Here is a 13,437-nt window from a genome sequence, read left to right as displayed (position 1 = left end):
TTATATTTTTTTCCAAAGACTGTCTGTAAAGTAATGTTTACAGTCTAGGAAGTTAGTGTTATTACTAAAATTAGTGCGTTCTGCTAAGCTACGAATATCGTCAATAGCATATTTTTTAGAGAGTTCTGTCCATATCAATTCATTGTAATCAAAATCAATGGTCTTATTTAAAGCTTTAATCTTAACATGTTGTTTTTTAAGACTTACAATGTAACTTTTTACTTCACCAGTAATTGGATTGTAATGACAGTAAAAGTCAAAATCATCTATCTTAAAATCAGCTTCTAGCTCTCTATTAATTCGCAATAATAAATTGAGATTGAATCGTTTTGTGATTCCATGTTTATCATAATAGGCATTATGAATCGTTACTGGGTTCTTTTTAAGGTCAAAACCAATTAAAAGCTTATCTCCTTTTTTCATATTTTCATTGAATAGCTCTAACAAACGCAGTGCCTTATCCTCTTTATAATTTCCGATGTTACCACCCAGAAACAATAATAGGCTAGGATACTTACTTTGCTTATTTACTTTTAATAATTCGAAGTAATCACCAACTTTAGGCTTAATATTAATGCTTGGTAATCTTTCTTTTAATCGAGCCGTGAGAATATCAATAGCTTCTTTTGAGATATCTATTGGGACATAATTAAAACTGATTTTATTATTCACTAAATACTCCAAGAGTTTAAAGGTCTTAAATCCGTCACCTGCACCTAACTCCACAATATTAAAAGTTCCTGAAAATTGAAGTGCATCAATAATCTTTTTAGACTGCATTGATAAGATTTCGAACTCAGCATCTGTGAGATAATACTCTGGCATATTCATTATTTCCTGAAATATGCGACTGCCATTATCATCATAGAAGTATTTTGAGGATAAATATTTTTGTTTAGCTGTTAAGCCATTAAGCACATCTTGTGCAAATGTATTTGCCATATTATTTTACAAGTCTTATTCCAGAAAATAACCAACGCATTTCTGAATGAAAAAAATTACGGTATGTCGGTCTGCTATGGTTTTTGGAGGTTGCTACAGAATGTCCTCTTAGCACCATTTGATTCACCATAAATTTACCATTGTACTCACCTAAGACACCATCTACCTTAGTGTAATTAGGATACGGTAAATAGGCACTATTAGTCCATTCCCACAGTTGTCCATAATTAAATTGAGGTGACGCTACTTCCCATTCAAATTCAGTTGGCAAACGCATGCCTTTCCATTGTGCAAAGGCGAAAGCCTCATAAAAAGATATGTGAGTTACAGGGAGGTCTAATTCTATCTCACCAAACCCATTCAAGGTATAGAATTTCCATCGTTTATCTTTATAATGCCAATACATTGGTGCTAAAACCTCTTTATTTTTAATGTAATCCCAACCCTCTGCATGCCATAAGTTAAAATCTTTGTAACCACCATCATTTATAAACTCTAAATATTCTCCATTTGTAATCAACTTATTGGAGATTTCATATTCATGAAGGTAAACATTGTGTCTTCCTAATTCGTTATCAAAGCAGAAGTTATCACCTTCATGACCTATTTCATAAACTCCTTCAGGAATACTTATAAAATCTCGCGAATGCTTCTCTTTTTGTAGCTGAATTGGATAGTCTAAAGTTGGAAAAGATGGTTGGTGACCGAATATGTACTTTATATCATAGATTAAAAGTTCTTGATGTTGCTGCTCATGCTGAAGCCCGATTCCTATAACATCACTTATCTCAACGGAAATATCTTCCGATAAAAACTTTGCCATATGCATGTCTACATAGGCTCTATAATCTAATACCTCATTTAAAGTTGGTCTTGTCATTAGTCCGCGACTGCTTCTCATCACACGCTCTCCAACATTATTATAATAACTATTAAAGTAATACGTATAGTCTGGATGAAAGACTTCATAACCCTTCATATACGTTGTTAGAACAAATTGCTCAAAAAACCACGTCGTATGTGCTAAATGCCATTTTGGAGGTGACACAAATTCAACAGGCTGTATGGATGTATCTTCAGGATTTAGTGACTGACAGATATCTTGAGTTGTCTGTCGTGTCTCTAAGAATTCTGACTTTGTTATGGTTTTGGTTGTTATCGTTTCCAATTTTAATTTTTAATTATTTCAGTTTCAAATATTACTTCGCTTGCAATGGTTTTATGCACTGGACAGCGCGAGGCGATTTCCTTTAGCCTCTCTTTTTGAGTAGCGTCTAGTTGACCTACAAATTTTAGCTTTTTACTGATATGATCTAAGTATTTTGGCTTATCTCCTGCAAATTGTAAATCATCACTGTGTTTTCTTGAGTGCGATATATAAACAAACACTTCTTGTAAATCCCATTTTTTTCGTTCCGCATACATTTTAAGTGTCATAACTGTACAGGCTGCTAATGCTGCATTTAAATACTCGTAAGGTGACGGACCGAAATCACTTCCTCCAATACTTGATGGTTCATCTGCCAAGAAGGTGTGGTTTTTGGTTTGAATAGAGGTTGTAAAATTATCTTCAATAATATTTAAATGACCAACTAATTGTTCCCCTTCCGTACTTAGCATTGTATTTTCTTCTTTAGGAAAATAACGCTTAGCCCAAGTCCCAATAACGTCTCCTGCATATTGACTATCTCTTTCATCTGTCAATAAATGGTCAGCATTATCTAATGTTACAAAACTCTTTGGATGATGAGCGTTTCTATATAGTTGTTCTGCATTCTCTATACCCACAATTTTATCAAATGGTGCATGCATAATCAATAACGGCTTTCTTAGACTTTTAATCGTTTTTGGCAAATCTGTTTTTTCAAATTCTTCAAGAAAACCTTTGTTGATTACAAATGGTCTTCCACCAATATTGACTTCTACTTCTTCATCATCTTTTACATCTTCCACTTGATGTGTAAACAAATGCTTTACATGGTTTACCGTCGCTGGTGCTCCAATGGTCGCAACTGCTTTTACAGCATCTAACTCAGAAGCCGCTACCAGTACAGCTGCACCACCCAAAGAATGACCAATCAACAAACTTGGAGCCTCGTAGTGCTTTTTCATGTAGGCATGAACATCCATTAAATCTTCAACATTTGCAGAAAAATGACTATCCGCAAATTCACCTTCACTGCGACCCAAACCTGTAAAATCGAATCGTACTACAGCAAAACCATCTTGAGTTAAAGCTCTACTCACATGTCTCACTGCATTTAAACTACTACTACATGTAAAACAATGTGCAAAAATGGCATAGTAGTTTGGTTTTTGATTCGCAGGAAGCTCTAAAGAGGCATTGAGTACAAATCCTTTTTTATTCTCTATTTTGAGTTTTTTGCTTTTCATTTTATGCTGAATTTAGTTCAGTATACCTCTACTCTTCTACTACTACACCTCTCCAGAACGCAACATGGTTTTTAATGCCTTTAGCCAATTCTGAAACTTGTGGATAAAACCAAGCTGCATCTGTGTTTTCTTTACCATCTACATCTAAGGTATAATAGTATGCTGTCCCTTTCCAAGGGCAAACTGTATGCGTTTCGCTAGATTTAAAAAATTCTTTATTTATACTATCATGTGGGAAATAGTGATTTCCTTCTATAACAACTGTATTGTTGCTTTCTGCTATAACCTGATTATTCCAAATGGCTTTCATATTTATCGTTTTAATGTATTTTGACTGGGCTCAATAGACCGTTTCTAATTTTAATTTAAGAACTACAAGACAACATAGAACAGCCTACTTTATGCCTTGCCCATTCTGGGCGTTTTGCAAACCATTTCTCAAATTCCGGCTGCTCAGTATATGGTTTTTTGAGGACTTGAAATAATTCATCCACTAAATTATAATCACCTTTGTTAGCATCATCAATTGCCAATTGTGCCATATAATTTCTTAGCACATACTTAGGATTTACAGCATTCATTATTTCCTTTCTTTCAATATCTGATAAATTCTCTATTTTTAACCTTTGATGATACGCATTAAACCAAGATTGCCATTGCTCTATTACTACATCTTTTAACTCTTCTGGTTTATAAAAGGCTTCAGAAATACTATCTAAATTATTTTTCGAATTTTCTTTCTTACAATTAGCTAAATTCCTGAAGAAAATAGTCATATCCGTTTCTGTGAGTAAAAGGCACTGTTCTAAACGCTCTATTAACTTGGAATCCTCTGAATCCTTTAATTGCAAGCCTAACTTAGAACGCATCATGTCTAGTGATTTATCATCAAAATCTTTTTGAAATTGATTTAAGATATTTTCAAATGGTTCTGCATCTTCAACCAAAGGATATAAGGCATTTGCGAGCTGCAGCAGGTTCCATAGACCAACATTAGGCTGGTTACCATATCGATAGCGTTTATTCTGGCGGTCTGTAGTGTTTGGCGTCCATCCAAAATCAAAGCCTTCGAGCCAACCGTAAGGGCCATAATCTATAGTTAAACCTAGAATAGACATGTTATCGGTATTCATGACACCATGGACAAAACCTACGCGTTGCCAATGTACAATCATCTCTAACGTCCGTTGTGACACTTCACTAAAAAACTTGATATAAGTGTCTTTCGATGGTTTACCTAAGGACGAAAAGAAGTATTTAATGGTATAATCGGTTATCTTTTTTAGATTTATATGGTCTTGTCTTGCTGCAAACAACTCAAAATTTCCGAAACGAATAAAGGTTGGTGCTACACGACACACAATGGCTCCTTTTTCATAGTCGGCATTACCATCGTAAAGCATATCTCTCAAAACATCGTCTCCGGACAACATTAAACTCAATGCTCTGGTTGTAGGTATTCCTAAATGATGCATGGCTTCACTACACAGATATTCCCTTATTGAAGATCTTAAAACCGCCAATCCATCTCCTTGTCTAGAATACGGTGTTTCTCCTGAGCCTTTAAGCTGCAAAGCCCAGCGTTTATCATTGTGCTTAATTTCAAATAGATTTATAGCTCTGCCATCACCTAATTGCCCAGCCCAATTTCCAAATTGGTGTCCTGCATAAGCCATGGCATAAGGTTTGGTTTTAGGATATACTTTTGTACCAGAAAATATATTTAAAAATTCTTCAGATTGTAGTTCTTCTTCACTTATACCTAAATTCTGAGCCATTTCTTTTGAAGCATGAGCTAATTTAGGGTTTGAAGGTACTTTAGGAAGAACGTAAGAGTGTGTAGCATTAAATACTTTTCGTCTCGTATTTTCCCGGATAGGATCAGATGGTAATTCGTTATTAAAGGTATTCGCTATTTTTAATTTCATAAAATGAAACCAAAAGTTATTTTTGGTTGAAATGTTGTTTAAGTTTTGTCGACAAATACATGGAAATATTACATTGTCTTGTCACTTTATAAAAATACAACTTCGAAGGTTGCCTTGCATTTAATAAAATGTTAAGTCTTGTATTTTTCGTAATTTAGACCTAATTCTAAAATTTAAACCCTTTATGGCAAAGTCTCTTATTGAAGACACACAAGAATTTGTGTTTAACCTATTAAAAGAGGAACTTCCTAACACATTTATTTATCATAATAATACACACACAGAACGGGTTTTAAAAAGCACAAGAGAACTTATAGAAAACTCTGATATTACGAAAGAAGAGGCTGAAATTTTAGAATTAACAGCATTACTGCATGATGTTGGCTACACGATAAGTTCTGAAAATCATGAAGCTGAAAGTGTGAAAATTGCTGAAACCTTTTTAAAGAGCAAAGGTGTTGGTAAAAACATTATTAAGTCTGTTTCAGATTGTATAATGGCCACTAAATTTGATTCAACACCGACCAATAAACTTGAAAAAATAATTCGAGATGCAGATGCTTCGCATTTTGGAAAGAAGTACTTCAATGAAGCTAGTGAATTTTTAAGAATAGAACTAGAGTTACGTGGTATTAAGTCCTATTCTCCGGCAGAGTGGCGCGCTGAAAATATTAAAGTCTTAACGGAGAAACATCAATACCATACAGAATATGCTTTAAAAAATTGGCAACCAAGAAAGGAAAAAAACCTTGCCAAATTAATGGGCAAAAAGAAAAAGCGTAAAAGAAAAATTAACATTGAAAAACTTAAGGCGAAGTACAAAGCACGTTACAAAAGTGAAAGTCCAGATCGTGGTGTGCAAACATTCTATAGGGTAGCATTGAGAAATCATATAAAGTTAAGTGACATTGCAGATACTAAAGCCAATATTTTATTATCAGTAAATGCTATTATTATTTCTGTTGTCTTGGCAAATTTAATATCTAAATTAGATACTAACCCTTATCTCACATGGCCTACTGTTATTTTTACCTTGTTTTGTGTGATATCTATGGTTTTATCGATTATTGCCACACGTCCTAATGTTACTAGTGGTCAATTCACTAAAGAAGATGTAAAAAACCAAAAAGTGAATTTAAGTTTCTTTGGAAACTTTCATAAAATGGAATTGGATGAATTTGAATGGGCCATAAAAGAAATGGTACAAGACAAGGACTATATATACAAAGCGCTGACCAAAGATTTATACTTTTTAGGTAAAGTACTTGAGCGTAAATACAGATTATTAAGAATCACATACACGGTGTTTATGATTGGTATTATTGTCTCTTTAATTTCTTTTGGAATTGCGGTAAAGAATAATCCGGGAATTGAAATTGAAGATGTGATACCAGAAAAGGCCACAACCTACAATTTTCAGCAAAATAAAGTGGATAAAAGAATTTTTAAGATTTAATAGTTTCCATTAAATCATCGTAAGTATAGAAATTTTTATCATCATTTTCATTGTGATAAAGTATATTCACTCTCAACGCCTTTAATCCAGTAACGCCTTGTAAATCTTCGAGCTCAAGAATTTCTAAATCATAATCCAGAACATTTTTAGACTGTAAGAATCTAATGTATCTCACATATTCTTCCTCGTCTTCTTTTTGAGAATAAACTATAGTAAGTTTACCTTTTTCAGTAATACGTTCTTCGGTGCCTTTTATAAATGCTTTGTCGACGCGTTTTTTTACAACTTCATATCGTGCATTGTAAGTTCCGTCTACATCAAAGCGTTTTTCATCCATTCTAAAACGGATAGATAACGGTTGATTAAACACCAATACCATAGATGCGACATCTAATCCTAGAGGATACTCATGTTGACTTTGGTAATATTCATTTTCCATCTCACACATTACCTGAAGTTGCCATAACCTCAGATTATAAAGATAAATCATGTTAAAGCTATCGTGCTTTGTTATAGATTCACCAATATACATATTGTGCTCTACACCGTCAGTTTTGAAACGTTCAAAGAAATGCGGATACATTTTCTGAGCCTCAACTTGTTTTTCATCTATTAATGATGACATATTAGTATTAATTAACTTAACCGTATCATCATAATGCCTTCTGTAAAAATAGATAACATCTAAATCATCATCTATTTTACTGAAGTAATCTTCAATGTCTTCTTTTACGGCAGACTCTGTTTGTGCAATTAATTCAAAAACCGGTTTCACCTCATCTCTTAAAAACACGGTTATTGCATGTTCACTATCTACTTTGAAATTTGTTTTTAAATCGTTATTGAATTCAATAATTTGAAACTTTATTTGCTCGTAGATTGGTAAACTTTTTTCTTCTAATGTTTTATTTAAGATTTTTTCCGCCAGACTTAACTGAAGGGATAAATCTTTTTGAGTAGCATTATTTCTTGCTTTTGATGATTCTTTTACATCAATCTGCCCGAATAATGGATATACATCCTCAAATGCAATTTTCTTAAAGGTTGGCGATTCTCCTGTATTAAATTCTGTTTTTATATAATTTCTTGCTTCCTGAACAAATTTCCAATGTACACTAGAGTGTATAGATGTGCATTCTTTTTGAATAATGGCTTCTACTAAATTCGCTTCTTCATTTTTAGAACGTTCAACAGCCGAAACAATAAATGGCATCACATCCACCAATTTGTTCGCGTTAATACTATTTAAAACTTTAGGTTTATCAGAAACAATTTCCAAAATACCCATTAGTCCTTGCTCATTAGCAATTGGAGCTAAAATGGCACTTTTAATGCCTTGTTCTTTTAATGCTTTGTACTGAGGAGCCTTTCCTTTAGATATTTTACAAAACTTATCTACATCAGAAACCGCATAAAACTTCTTATCCTTCATTAAGGTCTGGTAAGACCAGTTACACATTGCCTCAGAACATTTTAATGTCGCATTATCATTTAAAAGATAACTTTCCATCCCAACACCATAAACACGTTCAAAGCTTTCATCCTCTTCTATATAAATAGAAAAACCAACTTTTATATCTTTTAACCCTAATAGCGAACGGAAAATTTCATGAAAACTTTTCATAAAGTTTTCACTCTTGCGTTTATCTTCACCAATTAATGATGATTTAATATTAGAAATCGATTGATCGTCCGTAACATCGAAAATATTTGAAATTACAAAGCCCTTAAATTCATAACTATTAGGTGGAAATTTCTCTTTCCAAAGGTCAATGTTCTCAAAATTATCCAATAACTCGTCATAATCTTCCTGAGTAATTTTTGGAGCAGATGATTTTGGTGCGATTTCCGTAAAATCGGCGTTATACAGAATCTTGTAATATCTTAATATACCGTTTGCATCAGGTATTTCTTAAAAAAATGGACGTTTAAAGTTTAAACTATAACCGTAACAAAAGTTTAATATGATTGTGCAAGCTATAATATAGGTTTGATCTGTTGGCATATTTTTTATTTCCAACTCAAAGTCCTTACCAGCAGTTTCTAATATAGCATTAAATCGCTCAGAAGAATTAAAAATAAAATTTTGAAAAGGAATTGTCGCTGTTTTAATTTCATTCTTTGTCAATATAGGACTGAATGAATCTTGTAATATTCCTTCTATTTCTTTTTCGTATTTCTCAAAAATTGAATAGTCACTAAAGCCGTCCCTTAAAATAGGATTTTCTTCTGCTATTTTTATCACACGACGTGCATTAGACGCAATAAAATCATTATCTGCAGTAATTAAATTTTCATACTGATTTAATAATTTATTGAAGCTAACCTTAATAATAAAAGGTGATTCTATGTTATTGTTTATATCCAAAAAACTCAAGTTATGTAGTAGCAAAGTTACAATATTATAAGTAGTCGTTATTTAAGAGACTATCTTACATATTAGAATGTAACACTTGAGATTGTTAAAATTGCACTAAAAACCAAGATGACCGTATGTCCAGTTTTCTCCGTCACTAACAAAAATTAAAGTTTTGGTTGTTACGTTGGCTCCACTTAAAGTTACATTTGTTGTTCCGGTAGTACTATTGTCACCTGCAAAAAACTCAACACCTGTTCCTTGAGGGACGATTGAAGCATCATTTGAATTATCTATATTTCTGAGAATATAGTCTGCCTGGAAATTCTATTGCATCTGGTAATCGAAACTGTTGTCCTGAAGAAAAAGGTTCTATGGAAATATATACACCATCATCTATCTCTTGTAGTGAAGCATCTACGGGTGTGAGTTTTATGTGTTTAATAGACAAATTGCCATTAATATCCAAAGTACTCTTGGGATCTGTTGTATTAACACCAACTCCATCTATCTGCGCATTAAGCACAACTGAAAATGTACTTAATAGTAGTAAAGTTACTAATTTTTTCATAGGGACAAATTTTTATTTCTTTTTCAAACTTATGGCAAAACCACCACCTTCAGCAAGTTTTACATTTAAGGTAGAGTTTTTATCTATTTCAATAGTTTGAATATCAATATCTAATGGATTATCGTTCCAATGCGCATTTTCTCCATCTTTATAAATAATTACCTTATAGTTTTCTGACTCATCTAAGAAATCAAAGTTTAATTCAATTTCTCTAGAGTTTTCATCAGTTATTCCTCCAACAAACCAATTTCCGGTTTCTCGTTCTTTTCTTGCAATGGTCACATAATCACCAACTTCGCCATTTAAAACTAAGGATTTTTCCCAATCTACGCCAACATCTCGGATAAACTGCAATGGTTCTGGGTTAGCTTCGTAATGCTCTACTAAATCAGCGGCCATTTGTATAGGACTATAAATCACAACATACAAGGCTAATTGCTGTGCTAAGGTTGTATTGACCTGATTATTTTGTTTGTATTCGTCGAATTTAATATTGAATATTCCAGGTGTAAAATCAATAGGACCAGCCAACATTCTTGTGAATGCAACAATTGGCAAATGCTCAGGTGGATTACCTCCATCTTCTGCCCAGGCATTAAATTCTTGTCCTCTTAGACCTTCTCGCGAAATAATATTTGGATATGTTCGTCTTAAACCTGTTGCTTTAATAGGTTCGTGCGCATTAACGGCAACTTCATATTCAGCAGCTTTGATAGCTGCATTATTATATTGATTAACCATATACTGCCCATGGTGATATTCTCCTTTTGGTAAAATCTTACCAACATATCCTGATTTTACGGCGTGCATACCATACTTCTGCATTAGTGCGTAAGCCGTGTCCCGCCGTTTTTCATAGGTTTCTGTGGCTGCAGAGGTCTCATGATGCATTATGATTTCTACATCTTTTTCTTTAGCATAGCGTGTCACTTCATCAATATCGTAATCTGGGTATGGAGTTACAAAATCAAAGACACCTTCTCTTTCTTCAAAGCCTATCCAATGCTCCCAGCCTGTATTCCAACCTTCTACTAAAACTCCACCTATATTGTTATTAGCTGAAAAGTCAATAAATCGCTTTACATTTTCTGTAGTTGCTCCATGGGTTCCGTTGGACTTTCCTGGGTCGGTCCACGTATTCATATCTTGTGTCATGCCATAGTCCCAAGAGGATTTTCCTAAGTGCATTTCCCACCAAACACCTGTATATTTCATAGGTGTGAACCATGATACGTCACCAATTTTATTGGGTTCATTTAAATTTACAATAAGATTAGATGCTATTAAATCTGGTGCGTTATCTGTAATCTGAATAGTTCTCCACGGTGTATTAAATGGCAAACTTCGCTTAACCTTATAATCTGTGTTTTCTGAACCTACTAATTCACTTTTGAGATTCAAATTCTCAGTATCAACTTTCAAAGTCATACCAGAATAATTTACTAATGCAGCTTCATGAAAACTTAAATGAATTCCATTTTTACCAACCATAGTTACTGGTGTATTAACCGCATTTTCAGGAATATATGTTTGTGCTAAATTCACGTGTTCAGCATACGCCTTAGCATCTATTTCTGAAAGTTCTGTTGTACTATATAAATGTTCATAGATATCCCAATCGCCAGGTATCCAAAACGTTTTATAATCTTCAGTAAGATTAAATTCCGTGTGCTCTTCTTTTATTAAAGCTTCTGTCCAACCTTCTTGCTCTGGGAATTCATAACGAAAACCTATACCATCATCGTAGACTTTAAAAACGATGTTTAATTTTCGTTTTAAATCTGAGATTTCTTGGAGCTCAATCTTAAGTTGATTGTAATTATTAACCACATCAATTTGTTCTCCCCAAGGCATTTGCCAGGTTTCATTCAAAGATGTTTTTGAAGTTCGTAAAATCTTAAAATTATCAGTTAATAATTTTGAATCTTTAAATTCAAAAGCCATATAAGAGGTATCAACAATGACACTATTTTTGAAATGAATAACGTAATACGGTCGTCCTTGATTATTTAAACTAAAATTCACCTTAATTGCGTTGTTCGGAGATTCACTTTCTACAACTAGATTGTCCTCATTAGAACATGAGAACAAAAACAGTATTGCTAAAGTTTTTAATAAATGAAATTTCATAATTATTTCTGTTCTAATAATACAACATCATAGTCTGAATCTATTGCTACCCGACCGTTTTCTACTTTAGAAGTTATACCTGAATACGCATCGTGTAACGTATCACCGTCTTTAAATATTTTAGATACATCAATCGATTTAGGTCCTTTGTGTACATCCAAACCAACTACCACTAGATCTTTAAAGTCATCTTTTTGGTAGCTTCTGTAAAAGTAATAGGGTTGTGAAGTAATCATTTGATGAATCCCAGCACCAATCGCAGGATGTTTAGCTCTAAACTGACCTAGTTTCTGCCAGTGGGTTAGAATATCTTTAGTCTTACCACTTTCTTGTATATCATCCCAATTCATAAAAGAACGTAATGTCGCATCACCTACAGTTCCTTCTATTATCAATGACCTAGCCGATTCATCACCATAATATACTTGAGAAGTTCCAGGAGATAACAAAAGTTTGTTGGCAGTTTCTAATGGCTTTTCTCGAGATGGGTCAAATGGACTTCCATCATCATGAGAACTTAAATAGTTTAAGACTCCAAAACGTTTTAATTCATTATTCAAAACAGTTGAATATCTCATGTAAAGATTTTGATAATCAAATTCTTTTGCGTTCCATTTAAATTCAAAATTTATTTGACCAGAGAACATGTTATCGTAATAGTTTACTTTTTTATCGCCATAATCGAAAAATTTCCCACCGCTAATGCCATAGTTGTATACTTCACCAACCAAATAGAAGTCATTGTCATCTAGAACTTTGTCAGGATTATTCTTTTTATATTCAGAAAATGCATAATCGCACTCTGTTTTAAATTCCTCCCATACATAGGCTTCGGTATGTTTAACAGTATCTGCTCTGTAACCATCCACACCAAATTCTGTAATGTAATCCGTTAACCATTTAATGATATAAAAACGAGGAGCTCTAGGATAGCCCGTTCTTTCGAAAAACGCATCAAGTTCTTTAATTTCTTGTTCGTAACGTCCTTCTGTTTTCCATTTTTCAACTAGTTGCGATGGTAAATCGACATTCTCATTACTTTCAGTTCTAATATCCGGAAGGTTTGCAACCAATGTGCAACTCACCGTGTTTTCGTAGTTGTCGTAAGAACATTGTTTATCAGTACGCACCCAATCATTTGGCCAAACTGGGTCTTTCTCTGTAACAGGTCCTGTATGATTAATAACCGCATCTAATACAATTCTAATACCTTTAGCGTGCGCTTCTTTAACCAACTCGTGTAAATCTTCCTTTGTACCAAAATTAGGATCTATACGTGTCCAGTCTTTTGCCCAATAGCCATGAAATCCATAAGTAACACCTGTACCTTCATCGGTTCCGCCATGTATTTGCTCAACAATTGGTGTCATCCAAATGGCATTGATGCCTAAATCTGTAAAATAGCCTTCTTTTACTTTTTGAGTTATTCCTTTGATATCACCTCCTTTGAACCCTCTTAATTTGCCAGTTTCTTTTGTTCTATCAAAGTTGATATCATTTGAGGTATAGCCATTATTAAAACGATCGGTTAGTAAAAAATAAAGATTCGCTCCTTCCCAAATAAAGGGTGCATCAGAGCCAGAAGGGTCAACTAAATTTGCTTTTACATCCGCCGCTTTAGGGTTGTTCTTACAATTTGTGAGCATTAGGCTGAGTATTA

11 protein-coding genes are annotated in these 13,437 nt (G+C 33.6%); 1 reads left to right on the top strand and 10 read right to left on the bottom strand.

Annotated features, from left to right (window positions below; genetic code table 11):
• From ACTG3Y_RS02575 to ACTG3Y_RS02555, 5 genes are read right to left on the bottom strand one after another with little or no spacing between them, the layout of a single operon-like run.
• Nucleotides 1-942 carry an L-histidine N(alpha)-methyltransferase gene (locus ACTG3Y_RS02575; protein WP_439151361.1) on the bottom strand — a complete coding sequence of 314 codons (942 nt, stop codon included), beginning with the start codon at nucleotides 940-942 and terminating at the stop codon, nucleotides 1-3.
• Nucleotide 943: 1 nt separating this feature from the next.
• Nucleotides 944-2,110, bottom strand: coding sequence for an ergothioneine biosynthesis protein EgtB (egtB, locus tag ACTG3Y_RS02570; RefSeq protein WP_439151360.1), 1,167 nt, complete (start codon nucleotides 2,108-2,110; stop codon nucleotides 944-946).
• 2 nt (nucleotides 2,111-2,112) lie between these two features.
• Complete coding sequence (locus ACTG3Y_RS02565) at nucleotides 2,113-3,336, bottom strand: bifunctional alpha/beta hydrolase/OsmC family protein (RefSeq protein WP_439151359.1); 1,224 nt, start codon at nucleotides 3,334-3,336, stop codon at nucleotides 2,113-2,115.
• Between the two features lie 28 nt (nucleotides 3,337-3,364).
• Complete coding sequence (locus tag ACTG3Y_RS02560) at nucleotides 3,365-3,646, bottom strand: DUF427 domain-containing protein (protein WP_439151358.1); 282 nt, start codon at nucleotides 3,644-3,646, stop codon at nucleotides 3,365-3,367.
• 55 nt (nucleotides 3,647-3,701) lie between these two features.
• Complete coding sequence (locus ACTG3Y_RS02555; protein ID WP_439151357.1) at nucleotides 3,702-5,264, bottom strand: protein adenylyltransferase SelO; 1,563 nt, start codon at nucleotides 5,262-5,264, stop codon at nucleotides 3,702-3,704.
• Nucleotides 5,265-5,448: 184 nt separating this feature from the next.
• Between ACTG3Y_RS02555 and ACTG3Y_RS02550 the strand changes: the two genes are divergently transcribed.
• Complete coding sequence (locus ACTG3Y_RS02550; RefSeq protein ID WP_439151356.1) at nucleotides 5,449-6,720, top strand: Pycsar system effector family protein; 1,272 nt, start codon at nucleotides 5,449-5,451, stop codon at nucleotides 6,718-6,720.
• Here ACTG3Y_RS02550 and ACTG3Y_RS02545 read toward each other — a convergent pair.
• The 5 genes from ACTG3Y_RS02545 to ACTG3Y_RS02525 form a co-directional block, all read right to left on the bottom strand.
• Nucleotides 6,710-8,512: a GAF domain-containing protein gene (locus ACTG3Y_RS02545; protein ID WP_439151355.1), complete on the bottom strand. Its 1,803-nt coding sequence runs from the start codon at nucleotides 8,510-8,512 to the stop codon at nucleotides 6,710-6,712. The genes ACTG3Y_RS02550 and ACTG3Y_RS02545 overlap by 11 nt on opposite strands.
• 120 nt (nucleotides 8,513-8,632) lie before the next feature.
• Complete coding sequence (locus ACTG3Y_RS02540; protein ID WP_439151354.1) at nucleotides 8,633-9,088, bottom strand: hypothetical protein; 456 nt, start codon at nucleotides 9,086-9,088, stop codon at nucleotides 8,633-8,635.
• 277 nt (nucleotides 9,089-9,365) lie between these two features.
• Nucleotides 9,366-9,647 (bottom strand): hypothetical protein, encoded by a 282-nt coding sequence (locus ACTG3Y_RS02535; RefSeq protein ID WP_439151353.1) that lies wholly within the window; start codon nucleotides 9,645-9,647, stop codon nucleotides 9,366-9,368.
• Between the two features lie 12 nt (nucleotides 9,648-9,659).
• Complete coding sequence (locus ACTG3Y_RS02530) at nucleotides 9,660-11,777, bottom strand: glycoside hydrolase family 97 protein (protein WP_439151352.1); 2,118 nt, start codon at nucleotides 11,775-11,777, stop codon at nucleotides 9,660-9,662.
• 2 nt (nucleotides 11,778-11,779) lie between these two features.
• Entirely contained in the window at nucleotides 11,780-13,423 is a 1,644-nt protein-coding gene (locus tag ACTG3Y_RS02525) for an alpha-amylase family glycosyl hydrolase (RefSeq protein ID WP_439151351.1), read from the bottom strand.
• Nucleotides 13,424-13,437: the final 14 nt, after the last annotated feature.

It is taken from the genome of Winogradskyella sp. (assembly GCF_965656915.1).
In the GTDB taxonomy this organism is placed as follows: Bacteria; Bacteroidota; Bacteroidia; order Flavobacteriales; family Flavobacteriaceae; genus Winogradskyella.
Note: the sequence above shows the minus strand (reverse complement) of the source record. Positions and strands in the feature narration are given on the sequence as shown.

Coding starts and splice junctions, on each gene's coding strand:
- ACTG3Y_RS02575 (WP_439151361.1), bottom strand. CDS start 942: ATGGCAAATACATTTGCACAAGATGTGCTTAATGGCTTAACAGCTAAA.
- ACTG3Y_RS02565 (WP_439151359.1), bottom strand. CDS start 3,336: ATGAAAAGCAAAAAACTCAAAATAGAGAATAAAAAAGGATTTGTACTC.
- ACTG3Y_RS02560 (WP_439151358.1), bottom strand. CDS start 3,646: ATGAAAGCCATTTGGAATAATCAGGTTATAGCAGAAAGCAACAATACA.
- ACTG3Y_RS02555 (WP_439151357.1), bottom strand. CDS start 5,264: ATGAAATTAAAAATAGCGAATACCTTTAATAACGAATTACCATCTGAT.
- ACTG3Y_RS02550 (WP_439151356.1), top strand. CDS start 5,449: ATGGCAAAGTCTCTTATTGAAGACACACAAGAATTTGTGTTTAACCTA.
- ACTG3Y_RS02535 (WP_439151353.1), bottom strand. CDS start 9,647: ATGAAAAAATTAGTAACTTTACTACTATTAAGTACATTTTCAGTTGTG.
- ACTG3Y_RS02530 (WP_439151352.1), bottom strand. CDS start 11,777: ATGAAATTTCATTTATTAAAAACTTTAGCAATACTGTTTTTGTTCTCA.
- ACTG3Y_RS02525 (WP_439151351.1), bottom strand. CDS start 13,423: ATGCTCACAAATTGTAAGAACAACCCTAAAGCGGCGGATGTAAAAGCA.